26 protein-coding genes and 1 tRNA gene are annotated in these 21812 nt (G+C 68.3%); 19 read left to right on the top strand and 8 right to left on the bottom strand.

Features of this window, described 5'->3' with window-relative positions; all coding sequences use genetic code 11:
- The first annotated feature begins 32 nt into the window (after positions 1-32).
- On the top strand, positions 33-347 hold the full coding sequence (locus ACQEU1_RS30660) for a hypothetical protein (RefSeq protein ID WP_433209125.1): 315 nt from the start codon (positions 33-35) through the stop codon (positions 345-347).
- A gap of 28 nt (positions 348-375) precedes the next feature.
- On the opposite strand, the gene ACQEU1_RS30655 is transcribed toward ACQEU1_RS30660, so the two are convergent.
- The 3 genes from ACQEU1_RS30655 to ACQEU1_RS30645 all read right to left on the bottom strand — a co-directional run bounded on the left by ACQEU1_RS30655 (position 376) and on the right by ACQEU1_RS30645 (position 4831).
- Positions 376-2982 (bottom strand): LuxR C-terminal-related transcriptional regulator, encoded by a 2607-nt coding sequence (locus ACQEU1_RS30655; protein ID WP_433209122.1) that lies wholly within the window; start codon positions 2980-2982, stop codon positions 376-378.
- A 141-nt stretch (positions 2983-3123) separates the two neighbouring features.
- A complete protein-coding gene (locus ACQEU1_RS30650; protein ID WP_433209119.1) occupies positions 3124-3411 on the bottom strand; it encodes an SH3 domain-containing protein in 288 nt (95 codons plus the stop codon).
- 196 nt (positions 3412-3607) lie between these two features.
- Positions 3608-4831: an NADP-dependent isocitrate dehydrogenase gene (locus ACQEU1_RS30645; protein ID WP_285643281.1), complete on the bottom strand. Its 1224-nt coding sequence runs from the start codon at positions 4829-4831 to the stop codon at positions 3608-3610.
- 262 nt (positions 4832-5093) lie between these two features.
- Here ACQEU1_RS30645 and ACQEU1_RS30640 point away from each other — a divergent pair, with 262 nt between their 5' ends.
- From ACQEU1_RS30640 to ACQEU1_RS30625, 4 genes are all read left to right on the top strand, one after another.
- A complete protein-coding gene (locus ACQEU1_RS30640; RefSeq protein ID WP_433209116.1) occupies positions 5094-5900 on the top strand; it encodes a metal-dependent hydrolase in 807 nt (268 codons plus the stop codon).
- 77 nt (positions 5901-5977) lie between these two features.
- Positions 5978-7489 (top strand): PHP domain-containing protein, encoded by a 1512-nt coding sequence (locus ACQEU1_RS30635; RefSeq protein WP_433209113.1) that lies wholly within the window; start codon positions 5978-5980, stop codon positions 7487-7489.
- The gene (locus tag ACQEU1_RS30630; RefSeq protein ID WP_433209110.1) at positions 7486-7968 is read left to right on the top strand and encodes a hypothetical protein; all 483 of its coding nucleotides are present in this window, start codon (positions 7486-7488) and stop codon (positions 7966-7968) included. The genes ACQEU1_RS30635 and ACQEU1_RS30630 overlap by 4 nt, the downstream gene beginning before the upstream one ends.
- Positions 7969-7978: 10 nt before the next feature.
- On the top strand, positions 7979-8923 hold the full coding sequence (locus ACQEU1_RS30625; protein ID WP_433209107.1) for a ribose-phosphate diphosphokinase: 945 nt from the start codon (positions 7979-7981) through the stop codon (positions 8921-8923).
- A gap of 164 nt (positions 8924-9087) precedes the next feature.
- Here the strand turns inward: ACQEU1_RS30625 and ACQEU1_RS30620 are convergent, their stop codons facing one another.
- Entirely contained in the window at positions 9088-9714 is a 627-nt protein-coding gene (locus ACQEU1_RS30620) for a TetR/AcrR family transcriptional regulator (protein ID WP_433209104.1), read from the bottom strand.
- A gap of 109 nt (positions 9715-9823) precedes the next feature.
- Here ACQEU1_RS30620 and ACQEU1_RS30615 point away from each other — a divergent pair, with 109 nt between their 5' ends.
- Genes ACQEU1_RS30615 through ACQEU1_RS30605 form a run of 3 tightly spaced genes read left to right on the top strand, consistent with a single transcriptional unit; the run spans position 9824 to position 11948 of the window.
- Positions 9824-10873, top strand: a complete 1050-nt coding sequence (locus tag ACQEU1_RS30615; protein WP_433209101.1) for a medium chain dehydrogenase/reductase family protein — start codon at positions 9824-9826, stop codon at positions 10871-10873.
- Positions 10870-11343 (top strand): TetR/AcrR family transcriptional regulator, encoded by a 474-nt coding sequence (locus ACQEU1_RS30610; protein ID WP_433209098.1) that lies wholly within the window; start codon positions 10870-10872, stop codon positions 11341-11343. Before ACQEU1_RS30615 ends, ACQEU1_RS30610 begins: the two co-directional genes overlap by 4 nt.
- Positions 11340-11948: an ABC transporter permease gene (locus ACQEU1_RS30605; RefSeq protein WP_433209095.1), complete on the top strand. Its 609-nt coding sequence runs from the start codon at positions 11340-11342 to the stop codon at positions 11946-11948. The genes ACQEU1_RS30610 and ACQEU1_RS30605 overlap by 4 nt, the downstream gene beginning before the upstream one ends.
- Positions 11949-11953: 5 nt before the next feature.
- On the opposite strand, the gene ACQEU1_RS30600 is transcribed toward ACQEU1_RS30605, so the two are convergent.
- On the bottom strand, positions 11954-12289 hold the full coding sequence (locus ACQEU1_RS30600) for a nitroreductase/quinone reductase family protein (protein ID WP_394615444.1): 336 nt from the start codon (positions 12287-12289) through the stop codon (positions 11954-11956).
- A gap of 60 nt (positions 12290-12349) precedes the next feature.
- On the opposite strand from ACQEU1_RS30600, the gene ACQEU1_RS30595 reads away from it, so the two are divergent.
- The gene (locus ACQEU1_RS30595) at positions 12350-12964 is read left to right on the top strand and encodes a TetR/AcrR family transcriptional regulator (protein ID WP_433209092.1); all 615 of its coding nucleotides are present in this window, start codon (positions 12350-12352) and stop codon (positions 12962-12964) included.
- On the opposite strand, the gene ACQEU1_RS30590 is transcribed toward ACQEU1_RS30595, so the two are convergent.
- The 3 genes from ACQEU1_RS30590 to ACQEU1_RS30580 form a co-directional block, all read right to left on the bottom strand.
- The gene (locus tag ACQEU1_RS30590; protein WP_433209089.1) at positions 12961-13221 is read right to left on the bottom strand and encodes a Prokaryotic metallothionein; all 261 of its coding nucleotides are present in this window, start codon (positions 13219-13221) and stop codon (positions 12961-12963) included. The two genes, ACQEU1_RS30595 and ACQEU1_RS30590, sit on opposite strands and share 4 nt — an antisense overlap.
- On the bottom strand, positions 13208-13612 hold the full coding sequence (locus ACQEU1_RS30585; RefSeq protein ID WP_433209086.1) for an MmcQ/YjbR family DNA-binding protein: 405 nt from the start codon (positions 13610-13612) through the stop codon (positions 13208-13210). Before ACQEU1_RS30585 ends, ACQEU1_RS30590 begins: the two co-directional genes overlap by 14 nt.
- Before the next feature lie 77 nt (positions 13613-13689).
- Positions 13690-13763, bottom strand: a tRNA-Pro gene (locus ACQEU1_RS30580).
- A gap of 106 nt (positions 13764-13869) precedes the next feature.
- On the opposite strand from ACQEU1_RS30580, the gene ACQEU1_RS30575 reads away from it, so the two are divergent.
- From ACQEU1_RS30575 to ACQEU1_RS30530, 10 genes are all read left to right on the top strand, one after another.
- Positions 13870-14985, top strand: a complete 1116-nt coding sequence (locus tag ACQEU1_RS30575) for a J domain-containing protein (RefSeq protein WP_433209083.1) — start codon at positions 13870-13872, stop codon at positions 14983-14985.
- 38 nt (positions 14986-15023) lie between these two features.
- A complete protein-coding gene (locus tag ACQEU1_RS30570) occupies positions 15024-15371 on the top strand; it encodes a hypothetical protein (RefSeq protein ID WP_433209080.1) in 348 nt (115 codons plus the stop codon).
- A 244-nt stretch (positions 15372-15615) separates the two neighbouring features.
- Positions 15616-15813 carry a hypothetical protein gene (locus tag ACQEU1_RS30565; protein ID WP_433209077.1) on the top strand — a complete coding sequence of 66 codons (198 nt, stop codon included), beginning with the start codon at positions 15616-15618 and terminating at the stop codon, positions 15811-15813.
- Positions 15814-15831: 18 nt separating this feature from the next.
- A complete protein-coding gene (locus tag ACQEU1_RS30560) occupies positions 15832-16398 on the top strand; it encodes an HhH-GPD-type base excision DNA repair protein (RefSeq protein WP_433209074.1) in 567 nt (188 codons plus the stop codon).
- 93 nt (positions 16399-16491) lie between these two features.
- Positions 16492-17415 carry an esterase-like activity of phytase family protein gene (locus ACQEU1_RS30555; protein WP_433209071.1) on the top strand — a complete coding sequence of 308 codons (924 nt, stop codon included), beginning with the start codon at positions 16492-16494 and terminating at the stop codon, positions 17413-17415.
- A gap of 38 nt (positions 17416-17453) precedes the next feature.
- Entirely contained in the window at positions 17454-18830 is a 1377-nt protein-coding gene (locus ACQEU1_RS30550; protein WP_433209068.1) for a serine/threonine-protein kinase, read from the top strand.
- Positions 18831-18942: 112 nt separating this feature from the next.
- The gene (locus ACQEU1_RS30545; RefSeq protein ID WP_433209065.1) at positions 18943-19653 is read left to right on the top strand and encodes an ABC transporter permease; all 711 of its coding nucleotides are present in this window, start codon (positions 18943-18945) and stop codon (positions 19651-19653) included.
- Positions 19646-20443: an ABC transporter permease gene (locus tag ACQEU1_RS30540; protein WP_433209062.1), complete on the top strand. Its 798-nt coding sequence runs from the start codon at positions 19646-19648 to the stop codon at positions 20441-20443. Before ACQEU1_RS30545 ends, ACQEU1_RS30540 begins: the two co-directional genes overlap by 8 nt.
- On the top strand, positions 20440-21411 hold the full coding sequence (locus ACQEU1_RS30535) for an ABC transporter ATP-binding protein (RefSeq protein WP_433209059.1): 972 nt from the start codon (positions 20440-20442) through the stop codon (positions 21409-21411). Before ACQEU1_RS30540 ends, ACQEU1_RS30535 begins: the two co-directional genes overlap by 4 nt.
- Before the next feature lie 44 nt (positions 21412-21455).
- A complete protein-coding gene (locus ACQEU1_RS30530; RefSeq protein WP_382438822.1) occupies positions 21456-21803 on the top strand; it encodes a hypothetical protein in 348 nt (115 codons plus the stop codon).
- The last annotated feature ends 9 nt before the right edge of the window (positions 21804-21812 follow it).

Below are 21812 nucleotides of genomic sequence, written 5' to 3'. Positions count from 1 at the left end.
TCCCCGAAGCACAAAGCACCAAGGAGATGGAAATGAACGCGATCAAGGGTGTTCTCGCCGGTCTCGCCGCCACCGCCGTGCTGTTCGGTGGTGCCGCGCAGGCGTTCGCGGCTCCGGTCACCGAGGCCTCGGCTGAGGCTTCCGCGAACGTGACCGGCAAGGTCATCGCGGTCGTCCACGGCAAGTCCATCAAGGTGAAGGTGAACGCCTCCACGACGGTGGACGTGGACTACGACCTCCTCAAGACCATCGTCTCCGGCGAGCTGAAGGTCGGCGCGGACGTCGATGTCAAGGGGATCAAGCTGGGCGGCAAGGTCGTCGCGCTGGGCATCATCGTCCTGAAGTAGTGACGCGCGGAAAAGGCCGGCGCCGCCCTCACGCGCCGGCCTTCTCCAATGCGGCGGCCAGATCGCGGCGGCCGGATATTCCCAGTTTGCGGTACGCCCGCGTCAAATGCAGTTCGACGGCTCTCGGCGTCACGAAGAGCTCCGCCGCGATTTGCCGGTTCGTCAGTCCGTGCACCGCGCGCCGCACGATGTGTTCTTCCTGCGCGGTGAGCACCGAACCCGACGGCACGCGCGCCGGACGTCCACCGGCCGCGCGCAGTTCCCTGGCGGCGAGGCCCATCAACGAGATCGCGCCGCACCGCTTCGCCACGTCGTGGCCCTGCCGCAACGCCGCCAACGCCTCCGGGCCGCGGCCGGCACCCCGCAGGCCCACACCCCAGTCGAGCAACGCCCGCGCGAGCTCCAGCCGTGCCGGGGTGTCCCGCAGCGTCGAGACGGACTCCTCCAGCAGTTCCAGGTCTTCCGCAACCACGCCGGCGACCCGCGACGCGACGCCGACGGGCACGGCGAGGCCCCACTCGCGGGCCAGCTCCAGTTCCTGGAACGCCAGGAACGAAGCCTGTTCCTTCTCCCCCAACGCCATGTGCGCCAACGCCGCGTGCGAACGCCACGGCTGCAACGACGGGCTGCGCGCGCCGCGCCGTTCCATCCGTTGGCCGCACACGAGGTGGTCGCGCAACGCCGAAGCCGGGTCACCCAACGCCGTGTGCAGGCGTCCGCGTTGGTGCAGCAGCACGTTGTAGTGCGAGTACTCGGGCAGATCGCCGTCCAACGACCGTTCGCGCAGCAACCGCAACGCCGACGCCGTGTCGCCGGTGTCGACCCACGCACCGACGAGCCCCGCGACGCCGACCACCACGTTGTCGGCCTGGTGCGCCCCAAGGGAATCCAGCCGCGCCAACGACGCGAGCCCGAGCTGTTCCGCGACCGCCAAGGACCCCAGCCGGCGCGCCACGTGACACCGCAACCCCTGCACCAGCGCGGAACCCAGGCCCAGATCGCGTTCGGACGTCACCCGCAACGCCTCGTCGCACTGCCGGTCCGCCAGCTCGTACTCGTCGATCGCGAGCAACGCCACGATGACGTGCGCGAACGAGAACTGGTCGATCAGGTCGCGACCGAACCGCACCGGCAGCGCCGCGTTCACCCGGCGCCGCGTCTCGCCGGGGTTCACCCCGATCGTCGCGCCGCGATAAGCCAGCAACGTGTCGAGGAACCGGGTGTTGCGGGCCGACGTCATCCGCGATCCGAGCAGCCGCGCGATCCGCGTCTCCACCTCGCTGGAGAAGAACGACTCCTCCATCCCCAGCGCCAACGCGTACAGGTCCAGCCGCTGGGCCAGGTCGGAATCCACTCCGGACACCCGCGCGACCATCGACTCGACCTTCGCCACCGCGTCCCGGTACAGCCGCCGCCCGGCCAGGTCGTAGGCGAGCAGCAACGCCATCCGCCCCTCGGCCGCCACGTCCATCGACGCGCCCGCGGCCTTGCTCAGCGACGCACGGGCAGCGCCGGGGTCGACCAGCGACTGGGCTTCCGAGAGCTCGACCAGCACCTCGCCGCGCAGGTCGTCCGGCAACGGCTCGCGCAACAACCGGCGCAGGCAGGCGATCGCGCGGTCCGGCGTGGATCTTCGGGCGACCGCGAGCAGCACGTCCCGCACCCACTCCTCCCCGACCGGCGAGGCCTCCAGCAGGTGCGTGGCCACGTCATCGGCGGAAGCCTGGTCATGGTGCTGAAACCGTGCTGCGCGCGCGTGGATCGACGCACGGTCCAACGCGGTCGTGCTCTGCGCCAACGTCGCCATCACCATCGGCACGCCCGCGAACCCGATGCCGCCCAACGCCCGTGACGCGTCCGCGGCCTCGTCGGCACCCAATCCGGCCGCCGCACCAGCCAACGCCAGGTCGGCGTCCCCGAGCACCGCGAACGCCCGCGCCAGAGCCACCACCCCCGGCCCACCGGCGGACAGCCGCGCGACCAGCTCTCCCGCCCGTTCCCCCAGGTCACGAGGCCGCAGCCCGAGCAGGTACGGGTTGCCGGCGGTCGCCACCCGCCAGTCGGCGATGACGTCGTCGGGCACCACAGAGGAGGAGAACACCGTCCGCAGGAAACGGCCGCACGCGAGCTGGTCGAGCCCGCGCAACCGAACGCGCACGGCGTCCCCGACCACCTCACGGAGCAATGGCGGTTCATCCACGAACCCGCGCGTCACCACCACCACGACCGGCAACTCACCGAGCCGTCGACGCAGGTAGGCGAGGAACTTCAACGACGGCTCGTCGGCGAGCTCCACGTCGTCCACCGCGAGCAGCACCGGGGAGTCCACCGAGAGCTCGCGGACCAGCCGGTGCACCCGGTGCAGCGCGGCCTGGCCGGCGTCCCCGGCGAGGATCTCGTCGGCGTGGCTCTCGAAGAGCTGGGCGAGCACCCCGAACCGGAACCCGGCCTCGGAGGCGGAACACTGCGCGCGGAATGCGGTGAAGCCCAGCTCGCGTGCCATCCGCACGGTCTCGGCCAGCACCGGGGACTTGCCGAGCCCCACCCGGCCCTCGACGCACACGACCGCCGGGGTGTTCTCCAGAGCCTCGCGCACCACCGCGAGCTCCCGCCTGCGGTCAGACACCACCGCCACGGATACGTCCCTTCGCCGCACGCTCTTCGAACACGTGGCGGCGCGTTCCGGCTACCCGCGCTAGGCCAGCCGGGTCAATCCTAAAGAGGCCACCCCGGTCAGGAAAGGCCTTTCCGAACCGGGAAATCCCTGGAATTTTCGCTACTTGCAGGTGGAGTCGCTGGTCAGCGCCGTGAACGACTGGCTCACCCAGCGCCGGTCGCTGAGCATCCGGTAGCCGTTCTCGACGCGCCCCTGGGCGTCGGACACCGCGTCGCGCGGCATGGTCGAGACGATCGGCTGCATGTCGCCGGGACCGGAGCGGACGTTGAGGACGTCCGCGGTCACCGTGATCTTGCAGATCCCCGACGACGTGTCGCTGCCCATCGGCTTGCCGCCGTTCACCGCGTACATCACGCCGGCGACGCCGAGCACCCCGATGACGATCATTCCCCGAACCGGCACACCGAACATCGCGAACGCCTCCACCTGACACAAGCCCTGGATCAGCAGATATAGCGGCTGCGAGACCTGTGTGGACGGCGCGGCGCGGCAACCACCCGCAAGAGGAACCGACCGGGTGACGGGCGCACGAAAAAGGCCACCCCGGCGTAACCGGGGTGGCCTTCTCGCGAGAGTCAGGCGATCAGAAGGACGCCATCTTCTTCTTGAGGTTCTCGTCGAGCGCGGCGAGGAAGTCCTCGGTGGTCAGCCACGCCTGGTCCTTGCTGATCAGCAGGGCCAGGTCCTTGGTCATCTGACCGGCCTCGACCGTCTCGATCACGACCTCCTCGAGCGCCTCGGCGAAGCGGACCACCTCGGGGGTGTTGTCCAGCTTGCCGCGGTGCATGAGGCCACGGGTCCACGCGTAGATCGACGCGATGGGGTTCGTGGAGGTCGGCTTGCCGGCCTGGTGCTGGCGGAAGTGACGCGTCACGGTGCCGTGCGCGGCCTCGGCCTCGACGGTCTTGCCGTCCGGCGTCATCAGGACCGACGTCATGAGGCCGAGCGAGCCGAAGCCCTGCGCGACCGTGTCGGACTGGACGTCACCGTCGTAGTTCTTGCACGCCCAGACGTAGCCGCCCTCCCACTTCATGGCCGCGGCGACCATGTCGTCGATGAGGCGGTGCTCGTAGGTGAGGCCCTTGGCGTCGAACTCCGCCTTGAACTCCTCGTCGAACACGCGCTGGAAGATGTCCTTGAAGGCACCGTCGTAGGCCTTCAGGATCGTGTTCTTCGTCGACATGTAGACGGGGTAGCCCCGCTGCAGGCCGTAGGAGAACGAGGCGCGGGCGAAGTCCTCGATGGACTTGTTGTAGTTGTACATGCCCATCGCCACACCGCCCTCCGCCGGGAACTCGGTGACGACGTGCTCGATCGGGTCCGAGCCGTCCTCCGGCTGGAACGTGATCGTGAGCTTGCCGGCGCCGGGCACCTTGAAGTTGGTGGCCTTGTACTGGTCACCGTGGGCGTGACGGCCGATGATGATCGGCTTCGTCCAGCCGGGGACCAGCCGCGGGACGTTGGAGATGATGATCGGCTCGCGGAAGACGACACCGCCGAGGATGTTGCGGATCGTGCCGTTCGGCGAGACCCACATCTTCTTGAGGCCGAACTCCTCGACGCGCGCCTCGTCCGGCGTGATCGTGGCGCACTTGACGCCGACGCCGTGCTTCTTGATGGCGTTCGCGGCGTCGATCGTGACCTGGTCGTCCGTGGCGTCCCGGTGCTCGATGCCCAGGTCGTAGTACTCCAGAGTGACGTCCAGGTACGGGTGGATCAGCTTGTCCTTGATGAACTGCCAGATGATCCGGGTCATCTCGTCGCCGTCGAGCTCGACGACGGTGCCCTGAACCTTGATCTTGCCCATAACTCCGGGCGCTCCTCTCGCGACGATGCAAGCAAGACAAGCGTACTGGTAGAACGCTCGACTGCGCCTGCGACCCTGGTTACACCGATTCAGGCGCACCATAGCCCGCGCGTCTGCGCCCAGCAGCGCACGCGGTCTCTCCCCTAATGGCTACCACGTCCGGTGCAACAGAACCGTCTCGACAGGCGTGTTGAGAAACGACGGATTCGAACGTGCGAGCGACTACTGTTGCTCCGTCGGGTGATCATCAGAAGGGGCGTAAGTGTCAACTGGGCCAACACATGCGATGAGCGGGCTGCTCGCCTGGAGCGCCGTCACCGCACTCGCGTCGAGTCACCCGATCGGCCAGCTGACGCCGCAGAGTTGGGCCGTCGGCGCCGTTCTGGCCACCGGAGCAGCACTGCTGCCCGACCTCGACCACCCCGGTTCGACCATCTCGCGCACGTTCGGAGCGTTGAGCGGCGGGCTGTCCGCGGGCATCAACGCGTTGAGCAGCTTCGTGTACCGCACCACACGGCTGAAACGAGATTCCAAGCGAGACGGCGGACATCGCGGTCTCACACACACGCTCGTCTTCGCGTTGTTCGCCGCCGTCTTCACCGCGGCGGTCGTGCAGAACAGCCAGAAGTGGGCGCTGCCGGTTCTCATGTTCGTGTTCGCCGGTCTCGCCGTGCGCGGCATCATGAACGACTGGTGCCCCAAGCAGGACGCGCTGTGGATCACCGTGGTGTCGGCGGGCATAACGTGGGCGATGATCGCGTGGACCTCGCAGACGGACGCCTCCGCGGCGGCGTGCGGGATCGCAGTGGGCATCGGGTGCTTCGCGCACTACATCGGTGACGCGATCACCGAGCAGGGGTGCCCGATCCTGTGGCCGATCCCGATCATGGGCAAGACCTGGTTCCCGGTCGCGCCGCCGAAGATCATGCGGATGAAGACCGGCGGGGTCGTGGAGATGGCGATCGTCGGGCCGATCGTGACGGTCCTCTCGATCTGGCTGGGACTCGCGGCGTTGCAGGCGACGGGCGCGCTGCCGTTCCTGAGCTGGGTCGACCTGCTTCCGATCTAGTTCATTCGCTGTCCATCTCCGGCTCACCCGATCGCTCTAGCCTCCACGGACCCCGATCCGGTGCGTGGAGGTCAGCCGTGTCCGAAGTAGCCCGCAGACGGTTCCTGCAGGGAGCCGGCGTGCTCGGTGTGGCCGGCGCGCTCGGCACCGGAACGGCGTCGGCTTCGAGTGGCCGGTACCAGTGGCTGTCCGGCGACCACCACACGCACACGCAGTACTCGTACGACGGCATGTACACCATCGAGCAGCAGATCCGCGGTGCGTTGCGACACGGCACGGACTGGCTCGTGGTGACCGACCACGGACACGCGTCACACGAGGCGCATTCCGTCGAAGCGACTGCTGCCGACTTGCAGCGCGCACGGAAGAAGTTCCCGCAACTGCTGCTGTGGCACGGCATGGAGTGGAACGTGCCCGGCGCCGAGCACGCCACGGTGTTCTTCGAGGACTGCCGGGACGAGGCAGGGGTGCTGCGCGACTTCGAGCGTCAGTTCGACTGGCGGCTGAACGGCCAGGAGGCCTCCAACCCCGCCAACGAGCGCAAGGCGCTGGACGCGATCCGGTTCCTCCAGACCAAGATCCGCAACGGCACCATGAAGTCCGCGCTGGTGTTCGTGAACCACCCGATGCGCAACGGCCGGGTGGCGCCCTACGAACTGCGGAACATGCGTGACCTGGCACCGGACATCGTTGTCGGCATGGAGGGTGCGCCCGGCGCGCAGGGCGACGGCGACCCGTTGCGCGGTCCCGGCGGTCATCGCGGCGGGTACGCGAACAGCCCCGGTTCGAACTCGTACGCGCCCTACCCCGCCGAGGCCTACAGGACCTACGGCGGCTTCGACTGGATGACGGCGAAGGTCGGCGGTGTCTGGGACTCGCTGCTCGCCGAGGGGCTCGGCTGGTGGATCACGTCCAACTCGGACTCGCACTTCAACTCGCGCGACACGATCGTCCGCGTACCGGAGCCCGGCGACCAGTTCGACCTGACGGGCAAGCACCTCGACCCGATCACCGGTGCCGTGCCCCAGGTCCTGCCGCCTTATGTCGACTTCTTCCCGTGTGAGTTCTCGCGGACCGTCGTCGGCGCGACCCGGCGCACGCGCGGCGCCGTCATGGAAGGTCTGCGAGCCGGACGGGCGTGGGTGTCGCACGGCGGGCTGGTCGATGATCTCCAGTTCAACGTTTACGCATCCGGCGGAACGGAGACGATGGGCGGCCGTCTGCGCGTGCGCCGCGGTTCGGACGTGACGGTGCTGGTCAAGGCACGTCTCGCGACCCGGCCCAACAGCGCGGGATTCATCCCCAGGTTGCGCCGTTTGGACCTCATCAAGGGCGCGGTAACCGGACGATCATCATCTGAAACGTTGGCCACGCCACATGTGAAGGTCGAGCGATCCTACGAGCCGCGCTGGCACTATGCGGTCTTCACGCACACGTTCCGCAACGTCCGGGAGCCTTTTTTCCTCCGGTTGCGCGGAACCGACGGCAACCGCGGCACGTTCGACCCGCAGGCGGACGCACCCGGTGCCGCGAACCCGTGGGAGGACCTGTGGTGCTACACCAACCCGATCTTCGTGGAGGTCAGGTGACCAGCACCTTCGTCGGCATCGACGCCGGCTACGAGAACCGCTGGGAAGCGGAGAAGATCGCGCTCGAGCTGCACGACACCGTGCTGACCACGGCCAGGACGGTCGTGGTGCACGAGGTCGACGAGCACTACGCGATGTCCTTCCTGCTGCCGGTTCCCCCGTCCGACGCAGTGGTGAACTCACTGGTCGCACAGGGTTTCGGCGTCGCGGTGCGCGGTGCTTCATCAGCACGTCAGGTAGGCCCGGAGGCGCTTCGAGTAGGCGCCTCCACTGCTGCTGAGGCACACCAATACCGCCGCGAGGGGCGCGCTCTGCGCTATCAAGGCCAACGGTCGTTGCGCGGCCGTCACGGCGTGTCGGACATCCTCGCGTTCACGGCCATAGAAGCCGTGCTGCCGCGCGGAACCCACACCGTCGACACGCGCGGGAACCTCACGCCGTTCTTCCAGGACGGCAAGTTGGTGCTGGTCGTCGACTAGGTTCGGCGGCGTGCGTGACATCGCTGTCTTCAGTGGTTCTGCCCATCCCTCACTCGCTGCCGAGATCTGCGGCCACCTCGGCGTCGAGCTCTCCCCGAGCCGCCTGACGCGGTTCGCCAACGACTGCCTGGAAGTGCAGTTGCAGGCGAACTGCCGTGAGCGGGACGTGTTCCTGATCCAGCCGCTGGTGCCGCCGGTGCAGGAACACCTGGTCGAGCTCCTGCTGATGCTGGACGCTGCCCGTGGCGCCTCCGCCGCGCGCACGACCGTTGTGCTGCCGCACTACGCATACGCGCGTTCGGACAAGAAGGACGCGCCCCGGATCTCGATCGGCGGCCGCCTGGTCGCCGACCTGATGGTGGCCGCGGGCGCGTCGCGGGTGCTCGCGATGACGTTGCACTCGCCGCAGGTGCACGGGTTCTTCTCGGTGCCGGTCGACCACCTGCACGCGTTGCGCGAACTGGCCCAGCACTTCTCGCGGTACGACCTGTCGAACACCGTCGTGGTGTCGCCGGACCTCGGCAACGCCAAGGAGGCCGCGCACTTCGCGCGGATCCTCGGGCTGCCCGTCGCGGCCGGCGCCAAGCAGCGGTTCGCTGACGACAAGGTGCAGATCTCGACGGTCATCGGTGACGTGGCAGGGCGGGACGTGATCGTGCTGGACGACGAGATCGCCAAGGGCTCGACGGTGATCGAACTGCTGGACAAGCTGCGCGAGCGCGGGGCCGGCTCGATCCGGGTCGCCTGCACGCACGGGCTGTTCTCGTCCGGCGCGCTCGACCGGCTGCAGGCGTTCGACGACGTGCTGGAGATCGTCGCGACCAACACCGTGCCGATCCCCGCCGAGAAGGCCGTGCCGAAGCTGAAGGTGCTGTCGATCGCGCCGGCGATGGCCGAGGCGATGCGGCGGATCAACGTCGGCGAGTCGGTGTCGACCCTGTTCGAGGCCCCGTAACCGGTTGGCGAGCAACGAACGTTCCACGCAGGCGACTTGCCGATCGCACGGCTGTCTGATGTCCACCTGCTCCGCGAGCGGTCAACGAGATCCTCAACCTGCTCGGTCCCCCGCCTGAGCCGAGTGGCCACACCGCGATCTCAGCCGCCGAGCGCCCGCCAGGTCTACTTCAGGTGCGCGAGTGCCCTGATCAGCCGGTCACCGACGTCGGCGGGTCCGGGCATCTTGCGCACCACGGCCCGCTGGTGCGCGAGGCCGTGCAGTCCCAGCCACAGCGCCACGGCGTCGCCGTAGAGGTCGTCACTGCCGTGCGCGATGCCTTCTTCTATGCACGCGCCGAGCACTCCCACCAGCAGCGTGAACGCCTCCACGCCTAGTTGGTCGAGGTCGGCGTCGGTGATCGAGGTGTCCTCGGTCGACGGGGTCCACAGGCCGCCGAACATGATCCGGTAGCGCTGCGGGTGCAGGTGTGCGAAGTCCAGATACGCGTTGCACACCGCGAACAACCGAGCGCGCGCGCCTTGCGGTGCGTTGTCGTCGGCTTCCTTCAGTGTCGCGGTGAGCGTGGCCATCTCCTGCTGGACGACGGCCAGCATGATCGACGGCTGGTCGGCGAAGTGCGGGTAGATCGACGGGGCCGCGATGCCCGCCTTGCGCGCGACCGAGCGGAGGGTGACCGCCCGTTCGTCGCCGCCCTCGTCCAGGAGCGCGACGGCCGCCGCGATGATCTCTTCCCGCAGCTTCCCGCCCTCGCCCCTGCGGTTGCGCCTGCGCGGTTCCGTGTTCGTCACGGCCGTAACCATACACCTGAAAGTTTATGGCTGTTAGGTCTTGCGCTCGTAGACTTACGGGCGTTAGCTTATGTCCGTAAGCACAACCGAGACCGCAAGGAGCGACACCATGAACGCCACGACCGCCGCCACCCGCGCCACCGAGATCGTCCTGCCGGGCGTCGTCGGCACCGACGGCCTGCACCTCCGGACCCGCGACCTGCCGGCGCCCGGTGAGGGCCAGGTCGTCCTGCGCATGGAGGCCACCGGCGTCTCGTTCGCCGAGCAGCAGATGCGCCTGGGCAAGTACTACGACCAGCCGCCGTTCCCGTTCGTGCCCGGCTACGACCTGGTCGGCACGGTCGTCGCCGCGGGGCCGGGCGTGGACCGCGACCTGCGGGGACACCGGTTCGCCGTGGTCACCAAGATCGGCGCGTGGGCGAGCCACCTGATCGTCGAGGCCGCCGACCTGGTCCCCGTGCCGGACGGCGTGGACTCCGCCGCCGCCGAGACCGTGGCGGTCAACGGCGTCACGGCCTGGCAGATGCTGTACCGCACCGCGAAGGTCAAGCGCGGCGACACGATCGTCGTGCTCGGCGCGAACGGCGGCGTCGGCTCGACGCTGGTGCAGCTCGCTCGTCACGCAGGGATCAAGGTGATCGGCACAGCGGCGGAGCGTCACCACGACGCGGTGCGCGCGCTCGGTGCCATTCCCGTCGACTACCGCGACCCGAACATGTACGCCCGCCTCCGCGAACTGGCTCCCGAAGGCGTGGACGCCGTGTTCGACCACGTCGGCGGCCCCGGCCTGCACGAGTCGTGGCGGTTGGTGCGCAAGGGCGGCGCGCTGGTCAACTACGGGTCCGCGGCGACCAAGGACGAGGCCGGCAGCGGCACGCTGGCGGTGCTCAAGCTCTTCGGTCAGCTGATGGTCTGGAACGTGCTGCCCAACGGCAAGCGCGCGGGCTTCTACAACTTCTGGGCGGGCAAGCGCTTCCGCCGCGCCGCGTTCCGCGCCCGTCTCGCCGAGGACCTCACGCAGGTGTTGCAGCTGGTCAAGGCCGGTGTGCTGACCGCGCAGATCGCCGCGCGCATCCCGTTGTCCGAGGCGGGTTCGGCGCTCGCGCTGGCCGAGTCGCGCACGGTGCTGGGCAAGGTCGTCATCGTTCCGGAGCCGTGAGCGGGCCTGGCTGCCGCCAGGCGATCGTGGCGGCGGCGACCGCCCTGGTCGACTCCGAGCACGCCGTGACGCTGCGGGCCGTGTCCCGTGCGTCAGGCCTGCCGACTTCCTCGATCTACCAGCAGTTCCCCGATGTTCCGGCGATCTTGCTCGCCGTGTGCCACGAGGCCTTCCGCGAACTCGAGGCCGCCGTTCTCGGCGCGTCCGACGCCTACACCGCGGGCCTCGCCTATCTCGACTTCGCCGTCCTGCACCCCCGCCGCTACCGCGTGATGTTCGGGGCGGCCGATCTTTCTTCCGAAGCGTTGCGGCTGTTCAGCAGGGTTCTTCTCGATCCGGACCGCGCGCTGACGTTCTGGCTGGGCCTGCACGGCCTCGCCGACCAGCGCGCCTCGATCCGCCGCTCGCCGCAGTTCACCGTCATCGCACCACGCCTGATCCACTCACTCGTCTGCCAGGAGTCGTCGTGAACGCCACCGCCCTGCCCGCCACCACTTCGTCCGCCTCCGCCTCCGCTTCGACTTCGGCTTCGGCCGAGGTCGACAGCCGCGCCGCCTACCTGGGGTTCGCGTTCGCCTACGTCTTCGGGCACGGCGCCGCGCTGCTGTCGAAGTCCGGCCTGGTCCTGATGCCGTCGTGGCTGCCGATCGGCCTGCTGGCGTTCGGTCTCGTCGTCGGCACCGCGTTCGCCATGACCGCGTCGCTGCGGGCCCAGAAAGCCGCCACCGAGGCACGGCGACGAGCCGAGAAGCTCGTGGGAACGGCCTGGGTCACCGGTTTCGCCGCGCTGGCGTTAGCGGTCACGGGCCTGAGCACTGTGTTCGACAAGCCCGAGCTCCAGACCGTGCTGTGGCCCGCCGGCTCGACCATCGTCGTGGGCCTGATCTACATCGCCGAGGGCGCGATCCGTGGCAACGCCCTGCACTACAACCTGGGCACGTGGCTGATGCTGGTCGCCGCCGCGACGCTGTTCGTGCCCGGCGCCGGGTTCTTCGGAGTGCTGGCCGTGCTGGGCGGCGGCGCCTACCTCGTGGCGGCGTTCCTGGAGCGCCGACGCCTCGCCCTTGCCGTGTAAGGCTTCTACAACTGCACTCGCACCGTGACGCGGCCCTTGTCGTCACGGTGCGATGTCGCGTGTCCGGTCCGTTGCGCGCCATCGAGTTCGAGCGTGAGCGGTCCGCCCTCGCCGTTGAAGTTGCGCCACCACGACTTGGCGTCCGGCATCATCACCTGGATGTTCACGGTGTCGCCTTTGCGTTGGTAGCCAACGGGTGTGGTGAACGTACGACCCGACTTGCGGCCCGTGTAGGACACGACGGTGATGCCCTTGCGCACGAGCTTCCCGACGAGCGGCGCGTCGCGCAGGCCGACGATCAGCTTGTTGACGCGGTTCACGATCGGGCTCTTGAAGTTCATGGTCCCGACCGTAGCCTCGTAAGTGGAGAACCCCCTCCACTTGGCCAGAAGTGAGAAGAAGTGACCGCCGAACCGTCTCAGATGCGCGCCGACGCCCGCGAGAACCGGGCACGCGTGCTGGCCGTCGCCCGCGACCTGTTCGCCGAACGAGGCCTGGAAGTCCCGATGGCCGCCATCGCCCGCCGCGCCGGAGTGGGCGTCGCCACGCTGTACCGGCGCTTCCCCACCAAGGAATCGCTGGTCGTGGAGGCCTTCGCGGAGCAGTTCGCGGTGTGCCAGGCCGTGATCGACGACGCGTTGCGCGACCCCGACCCGTGGCGCGGCTTCAGCACCGTGATCGAGAAAGTGTGCCTGTTGCAGGCGTCTGACCGTGGGTTCACCGCGGCGTTCACGGCGTCGTTCCCCGAACTGCACTCAGAGGTGCGTGACCGCACATGGGAGGACTTCGGCGCGTTGGTGCAACGCGCGAAGGACAGCGGGCAGCTGCGTGCGGACTTCTCGCCACACGACCTGACGCTGGTACTTCTGGCCAACGGCGGTCTTGGCGGCGTGCCGGTGGAGGTCGCGATGGCCGCGTCACGGCGCCTGGTCGCGTACCTGCTGGAGTCGTTCCGGAGTGGCACGGACGTTCTGCCGCCGCCCGTGCCGCTCAGCCTGGACCTCGTGCTCTCCTAGCTGGGATGCGCGCCGACGGTGTCGCGGATCATCGCGCCGAGGTCGTCCGCGCCCATGCGCGCGCAGTGAGCGCAGCAGAAGAACTTGCCCTCCACCTCCACGCCGTGCCCGATCACGCGGCAGTCGCAGTGCTCGCAGCGCGGCGCGAGCCGTTGGATCGCGCACTCGAAGCTGTCGAACGTGTGCACGCCGCCGCCGACGGTGCGCACCTCGAAGGCCATCCAGTACTCGTTGCCACAGACGTCACAGGTCGCCATGCGCGGAAGACTGCGGCAGGTCAGCCGGGTCGGCAACTCGAGCGTCGAGTCGCGCGACCAGCGTCTTCGGGGCGATCACCCGATAGGCGTCCTCGACGAGGTCGGCGATGACGTCCCAGTCGACTTCGACGTCCAGGTACACGCCGAGCCACCCGCGGTGGCCGACGTAGGGCGGGCGGAAGTACTGCTCCGGGTCCTGGACGATGAGCGTTTCCTGCACGCCTTCGCCTGCCGCGCACCAGAACGCGCTGCGGTCGTCGTGGTGGTGGTCGGCCAGCGTCACGAAGGTCTTCTTGTCCCGGACGAACCACGTCGGCTCGCCGTGACTCAGGCGTTCGGTCACCTCGGGGAGTGCCAGGCAGAGGCGCCGCAGGTTCTCGAGTGCGTCCACCCCGCCATCCTGCGCCACTTCAGCCGGGCACGCACCGTCCACAAAGGACTTCGTGGAACGCGGGAGCCCGTCTTGAGCGGGACCGGCCGGATTCGAACCGGCGTTCTCCCTCCGTCCCGGAGGGCGCGTCGACCACTGCGCTACAGGCCCCATCGCCACCGCGCCCTTCACACTAGTCGGGGAAGTCCGGGCCGTATGCCCTGCGAAAGTGTTGGACCCAATAAGGTTCACGGACCAACCTCGAACTGGACGGTGTCGTGCCAGGGATCGACTACTACGAGTTGCTCGGTGTCAACCGGGGCGCCAGTGCCTCGGAGATCAAGTCGGCCTACCGCTCTCTCGCCAAGGTCATGCACCCCGACGCGGGTGGGACGTCTGGCAGCTTCCGCCTGCTCCAGGAGGCCTACGAGACGCTGAAGGACCCGGTCCGCCGAGCGGACTACGACCGCCCCGCCGCCCCGGCACCGGCGGTCACCCGCCCGCCGGCACGCCCGCGACCTCGCCGAACAGGCCACACGGGCAGGCTGCGCGACTTCGGCGACGACCCGAACTACATGGCGCCACGCCCACGCGTCGACCTCGGCTCGATGGAGTGGTGGAACCGGATCGACCTGGGCGCGCGCGTCCGCTACGTCCCCGCCACCGGCCTCGGCCACGCCCCGGCGGCGGCCGCGATCGGCGGCTGGTTCGTCCTGCTCATCCCGTTGACACTCCCCCTGTCGCCCCTCCTGCTGGCCGTGTGGCTACCGCTCGTCGTGGGCGCCGGTTACGGGGCGTTCCGACTGGTGCGCCGCTACCTCGCCGTCTTCCGAGCCGAACGGGCGTTCGCAGGCGAGTACGACGGGAACACCATCTTCGGCCGTCCGGGTGAAAACAGACGCGAACGGCTGACCGCCGGATTGCTCACGGAGTACATGACGCAGCTACCGGGCGTGCGCATCTTCCACGGCCTGGCCTGGCCAGGTTCCGTCTTCACCGACGTGGACCACGCCCTGCTCTGCGGCCGCCGCCTGGTCCTCATCGAGTCGAAGTCGTGGCTCCCCGGCCACTACTACTGCGACGAGGACGGCGAACTGTGGCGCAACGGCCACCTGTTCCGCGGCGGCTCGTCCTCACTGCTCGACAGCGTCGAACGCTTCGCCGAACTCCTGCCCTGGCTGGAGATCCGCGGCGCCGTGATCGTGTACCCGAGCCGCGCCGGCGAGGTCACCTGCGACGACGACCTCGACTACGAGGTGCCACCGATGACGCCGGAGCAGTTCGTCGACGAGATGGGCGACTGGCTGGCCGACGACCCGGCCACGGTGGACCGCGAGGCGTTGCGCGTGCTGGTGCGCCAGGTGGTGTCTGAGGTGCGCGTGGCAGGGGCCTGACCGGTAACAGCGGTGCTGAGGCGCTCGATGCGGGAAGCATGGGGGCGAAGAAGGCGAACCAGCGATCGAAGAAGCGCAAGAAGCCCTCGACCGGTGATCGCGCGGTAAGCCTGTACCACCTGACGACGATCGAGGAAGACTTCAGTCGATCGGCCCAGCGACTGCTGGAGATCGCCCAGTTCGCGCAGCGCGAGAGCCCCGGCGCACGACGACTCCTGCACATCGACATCGACGGTCACCGGAACTCGGCAGGTGGGTTCGACCGCGACGCCTACGAACTCATCAGCACGTCCGCGCCATCAACCCGAAGCCGCAGCGTGACGACGTGCCGAGCACGTTGGTCATCCAGTCCGACGAGACGCACCGCTTCGACACCGCCTCTCTGAGCGTCCGCGAACGCCCGGCACCAGAGGAATCGCGGAAGACCCCTCCCTCGGTGGGGGCGATTGCCGAGTACGCGGGATTCGACCCGCCGCGATGTTCATCTGCCGGGACCCGAACGTCGAAGAGCACACGTCGTACCGAAGTCGCTCGGAGGCACGAACAGCCTTCAGAACTCCTCCTCGAGAAGTACGGAGAAACCGCAGCGAGCTGCCCATCACGTCAGACGGGCCGGAGTTCCTCGCCGCGGTGAAAGCCGAGCTGGTCACGCTCTACGACTGGAAGCCGGAAGACATCAGGTCGGTGGCGTGGCACGAGCTCATGCCGGAGTACCACCTCGTCCTCGACAAGGCCACGAAGAACCACTTCGGCGTGGACAAGAAGGTGTCGACCCACGCCTGGGCGTACGACGTGGCGAGGAGACGCGTGCGAGCGAACGCCGGGTAGTCGTGACACCATTCCCGCATGACCCGCACGGTGTGCCTCGCGCAGAACCCCGACGCGGACGCACTCCTCGCGTCGGACATGTTCGCCCTGCTGACCGGGATGCTGCTGGACCAGCAGATTCCGATGGAGAAGGCCTTCTCCGGGCCCAAGGTCCTCGCCGACCGCATGGGTGGGCTGGACGTCCACCGCATCGCCGAGGCCGACCCCGAGGCCTTCGCCACCGTCATGGCCACGCCGCCCGCCGTGCACCGGTTCCCCGGCAGCATGGCCAAGCGGGTGCAGGCGATGGCTCAGTTCGTGGTCGAGACGTACGACGGGGACGTCACGAAGATCTGGGCCGAGGGGGACGGGGCTGCCGTGTTCAAGCGGCTCAAGGCGCTGCCTGGGTTCGGGGAGCAGAAGGCCAAGATCTTCCTCGCCCTTTTGGGCAAGCAGTTCGGCGTCACTCCTGAGGGGTGGCGGAAGGCCGCGGGTAGTTACGGGGACGAGGGAAGCCGTCGTAGCGTGGCTGATGTGCTCGATCAGAAGTCGTTGCTGGAGGTGCGCGACTTCAAGAAGGCCGCGAAGGCCGCTGCGAAGAAGTAGCCCTGAGAGTTCATCGTCTGGTCCACTGGACGAACGCCGCCCGACTGGCCGGAGTGCGATCTTGAGCGCTTCGGGAGAGAAGGGGCGTTTCCGTTGCGCATCAAGGCGATTGGTGTCTTCACGGTCCTCGCGCTGGGACTGACCATCAGCACTGCTGACGCTGCTACTTCGTGGCCTGGCAGCTCGGCCACGACGACCGCTGACGGGGCGAACGTGTTCGGGAAGAACCTCAGCGGGTTGTCGTTCGAGAGTCAGGGCGTCGTGTGGGCCGTGAAGAACGGGCCGTCGACGTTGTACCGGCTGGTGCCCGGCGGGAGCGGTTGGAAGGTTGATTCCAAGCGGTCGTTGAAGTTCCGCAACGGCAAGGGTGACCCCGATGCCGAGGGTGTGGTGAGCACGCCGGACGGGTTGTTCGTGGTCAGCGAGCGGGACAACGACGACGAGGACGTCAGTTCGCCGATGGTGCTCAAGGTCGGGGCCAGCGCCGTGACGAACGAGTGGAAGCTGCCCGGGATGCCTTCGGTGGATCCCAACGAGGGGCCTGAGGGGATCGCGTGGGTTCCTGACTCGTTCCTGACGGCGCAGGGGTTCAAGGACGACGCCGGCAAGGTCTACGACCCCGCCGACTACCCGGGCCACGGGACCGGGCTCGTGGCGGTCGGGCTGGAGGCGACGGGCGGGATCTTCCTCTACGCGCTGCAGGACGCTGGGGCGAAGCTGGTCGCCAAGTTCGCGAGCGGGCAGAAGCAGGTCATGGACCTGGAGTGGGAAGGCTCAAGGCTCTGGGCGTCCTGCGACGACAACTGCAGCGGGCGGGCCACGACGCTCACCATCGCCAACGGCAGGTTCACCGTGTCGGCGACGTACGACCGGCCGTCCAAGCTGCCCAACGTCAACCTCGAAGGCTTTGCCATCGCGCCGTCGTGCATCAACGGCAAGAAGACGGTCTTGTGGTCGGACGACGACAACACCAAGAGTCACGCCCTGCACACCGGCTCGCTGAACTGCACGGCCTAGGCGGAAAACTGTCGGGGTGCGGAACTAAGCTGCCGCGCGTGACCGCACCCCACATTCCCGGCCTGACCGCACTGAGACCGCTGGGGGCGGGCGGGTTCGCCACGGTGTACACCGCCCACCAGGCGCAACTCGGGCGCGACGTGGCCGTGAAGATCGACAACCGCGTCCTCGTCGACGAACGGGACCGGCGGCGGTTCCTGCGGGAGGCGCAGGCCGCGGCCAAGTTGTCGGGTCATCCGCACGTCGTCGGGGTGCACGACGCGAACATCACCCAGCAAGGCACGCCGTACATCGTCATGGAGCTGTGCACGGGCGGGTCGCTCGCCGACCAGCTCGACAACACCGGGCCGTTGCACCCAGACCAGGTGCGGGACCTGGGCATCAAGCTCGCGGACGCGTTGGCGGCGGCGCATCAGGCGGGTGTGCTGCACCGGGACATCAAGCCCGGCAACATCCTCGTCGACCGGTACGGGACGCCCAAGCTCGCGGACTTCGGGCTCGCGGCGTTGCTCGACGCGCAGGGCGGCAGCACGGTCACGCGGGACGCCCTGAGCCCCAGCTACGCGCCGCCGGAGGCGTTCGCGATGGCCGAGCCGACGCCCCAGGCGGACGTGTACAGCCTCGCCGCCACGCTCTACACGCTGCTCGCCGGCAAGCCGCCGCGGCCGGTGCCGTGGCCGATCACCAGCTTCGACCAGCTCGGCGAGATCCTGCGTCGACCCGTGTCCGCGGTGCCGGGAGTGCCCGCCGCGTTGCACGAGGCGCTGGCACGGGCCCTGCACCCGGACGCCAACCTGCGCACGCCCAGCGCGGCGCAGCTGCGGGACGAGCTGATCGACCCCATGCGGATGCCGACGGTGCCGGTCCCGCCGCCGCCCAAGCGCAGGACGTGGCCCCTGGTCGCCGGCGCGGCGGCGCTCGTGGTCCTGCTGGTCGGGGGCTTCGTCGTGTGGAACCCGTTCGGCAAGGAGCAGCAGACGAACGCCCAGGGTGCCGGGCCGTCGACCACGCAGCAGGGCGGCGCCGAGGACATCCCGCCATACCTCAAGAAGTGCGCTTCCGGGTTCTGCATCGAGACGTCGACGTGCTTCCGCGGCATCACGAACATCGGCGGCATGCCGGCGGTCGCGCGGAAGGTCGCCAGCTGCTCCGACCTGCACTACTGGGAGGCGTTCGCCGGCGGCTGGCTGTCCGGCGAGATCCCGGCGGTCGACAGCGACGAGCTCATGGCGTCACCGGAGCTGAAGGACGTCTGCACGGCCGCGGTGATGAAGGCGAACTCGCGGCCGACCGTGGACACGACCGGCTGGGAGATGAGCGCGGTCGGGTTCAAGGACGGCAGCCGCAACTACTTCCTCTGCCTCGCGTCGCAGCCGGAGGCGGGAGAGGTCGTCACCAGCGCGTTCGGTGCGTAGCGAAATCCACTTGCGACGGTCACTAACGTAGACCGACGTGCGTGTTCACGCCGATTTGATCATTGCCGGCTTCCGAAGGTATTCGACCTACCGACAAGCGATGCTGGCCGGAATGACCACGAACGTGGTCTTCGGCCTGCTGCGGGTCGCCGTTCTCGTCGCCGCTCTCAAGGCGGCGAACGGCGAGATCGCCGACTACGACGTCGCTGCCGCCAACACGTACGTCTGGATCGGGCAGGGGCTGCTCGGGTTCGTCCTGTTGTGGGGAACCAACGAGCTCGCCGAGCGAGTGCGATCCGGTGACGTAGTAGTAGATCTGTACAGGCCGTGGAACCTGCAAGGCGCCCTCCTCGCGGAGGACGTCGGGCGGAGCGGTTACGCGCTGATGACGCGTCTCGTGCCGCCGATGGTGTTCGGCATGCTGTTGTTCCCTTTCCAGTTCCCGCAGAACGCGTTTCAGTGGCCGTTGTTCGCCCTCAGCGCCCTCATCGCGCTGGTGATCAGCTTCGGCTTCCGGTTCCTCGTCGACATCAGCTCGTTCTGGTTGCTCGACAACCGCGGGCTCTACGGGTTCTGGAACATCTCGTCCGGCCTGCTGTGCGGCCTGACGGTGCCCATCTCGTTCTTCCCGGACTGGGCGCGCGAGATGCTCTGGATGACGCCGTTCCCGGCGATCCTGCAGGCCCCGATCGACGTGTTCCTCGGGCACGGCGATCCGGCCAGGATCCTTGCGCTCCAGGCGTTCTGGGCCGTGGTGATCATCGCGATCGGTCAGTTCGCGCTGAGCCGCGCCGTGCGGAAGGTGGTGCTGCAGGGTGGCTGAGACCATCTACCCCAGGCTGATCGGCGCGCGCCTGAAGAGCCAGATGTCGTACCGGGCGTCGTTCGCGATGGACTTCGTGACGCAGGTGCTGGCCCAGGGCTACGAGCTGATCGTCATCCTGATCCTGTTCACCCGAATCGACGCGCTCGGCGGCTTCTCGAAGAACGAGGTGCTGCTGATGTACGCGTTCGCGGGCGCCGCGTTCGGCGTCGCGGACCTCTTCGCGGGGCAGCTCGACAACCTGCCGACCTACATCCGCACCGGCAGCTTCGACGTGCTGCTGATGCGGCCGCTCAGGCTGTTGCCGCAGATCATGTGCTCCGACATCCGGCTCAGGAGGATCGGGCGCATCAGCGGCGCGCTCGCGGTGATGATCTACGCGCTCACGCACGTCGACATCGCGTGGTCGCCGGCCAAGGTGCTGCTGACGGTGCTCACGCCGCTCGCGGGCGCCGTCATCTACAGCGCGGTGTGGGTGGTGGCCTGCTCGATCTGCTTCTGGATCGTCGAGGGCCGCGAGTTCGCCAACGCGGTCACCTACGGCAGCAACACCTTCACCTCGTACCCGATCAACGTCTACTCCCGGCCGCTGCGCTGGCTGATGGCGTTCGTGGTGCCGGGGGCGTTCGTCGCGTACTACCCGAGCCTCGCGCTGCTCGGGAAGCAGGACCCGATCGGCCTTCCGGGCTGGGTCGGCTGGACATCACCGCTCGTCGCGGCGCTGGCGGCAGGGGTCGCCGCGCTGGTGTGGCGGTTCGCGGTCAGGCACTACCGGGGGACGGGTTCATGATCGAGGTCAGGGAGCTCCGCAGGGAGTTCAAGGTCGCCACGTCGAAAGGCCTGCGGCGCAACTACAAGACGGTCACCGCGGTCGACGGCGTCACGTTCGACGTGCGGGCGGGCGAGGCCGTCGGGTACGTCGGGCCGAACGGCGCCGGCAAGTCCACGACGATCAAGATGCTGACCGGGATCCTGGTGCCGAGCAGCGGCCACATCAGGGTGCACGGCGTCGATCCATCCCGGCAACGGCGTGATCTGGCCAAACGCATCGGTGTCGTGTTCGGCCAGCGCAGCCAGCTCTGGTGGGACCTGCCGCTGCGGGACAGCTTCGACCTGCTCAGGTCCATCTACCGCGTCTCCGCGCAGGACTACCGCGCGAGACTCGACGAGTGCGTGGAACTCCTTGGCCTGCAAGAGCTGCTGATCACCCCGGTGCGGCAACTCTCGCTGGGGCAACGGATGCGCGGCGAGATCACGGCCGCGTTGCTGCACGCTCCGGAACTCCTGGTGCTGGACGAGCCGACGATCAGGCTGGACCTGGAGTCGAAGGAACGCCTGCGGGAGTTCCTCGCGGACCTCAACACCCGCCGCGGCACGACGTTGCTGCTCACCACGCACGACCTGGACGACATCGAACGGCTCTGCCCGCGGCTGATGGTGATCGACCACGGCCGGGTGCTCGCCGACGGACCGCTCGACGAGCTGCGCGCCGAGGTCACCCCGGAACGGGAGCTGGTCATCGACCTGAGGGAACCCGGACCTGCTCCAGACGTCCCAGGAGTAACGGCGGTGCGCAGCGAGGCGAACGGACTGCGCCACCACCTCACGTTCAGGAGAGCGGAGACGACGGCGGCCCAGTTGATCACCCGGGTGGTGCGGCAGGTGGAGGTCCACGACCTCGCCGTCGTGGAGCCGGAAATCGACGACGTCATCCGCAAGCTCTACCAACGCCAATCCGATCAACCAGTTCCTCGGTAGAGTTGTATACAACTGAACCGGACACTTCGGGCATAGGAGAGCGAATGCGCCTTGTTGGAACGCTGGCAGCAGCTGCCCTCGCGCTGGGCAGCCTCACGGCCTGCGACACGATCCAGGGCGTCAGCGACACCGCGGACAAGGTGAAGCTGTGCGCCGACGCGATCCAGCTCGTGGGCTTCTCGCCGGACATGAGCGACCCCCAGAAGGCTCTGGAGGAGACTCAGGCCAAGGCGAAGGAGCTGGAGACCCTCGCGGGTTCCGCGCCGGACGAGCAGGTGAAGAAGGCTCTCGAAGAGGCCGCGAACGGCATGCAGAACGTCAGCTCCGCAGCGGACTGGGTGCAGCAGAAGGCCGATCTCGTCGCGAAGGTCTCCTCGGCCTGCGGCGGATGAGCACTTGAG

The organism is Lentzea sp. CA-135723 (assembly GCF_050936595.1).
In the GTDB taxonomy this organism is placed as follows: Bacteria; Actinomycetota; Actinomycetes; order Mycobacteriales; family Pseudonocardiaceae; genus Lentzea.
Note: the sequence above shows the minus strand (reverse complement) of the source record. Positions and strands in the feature narration are given on the sequence as shown.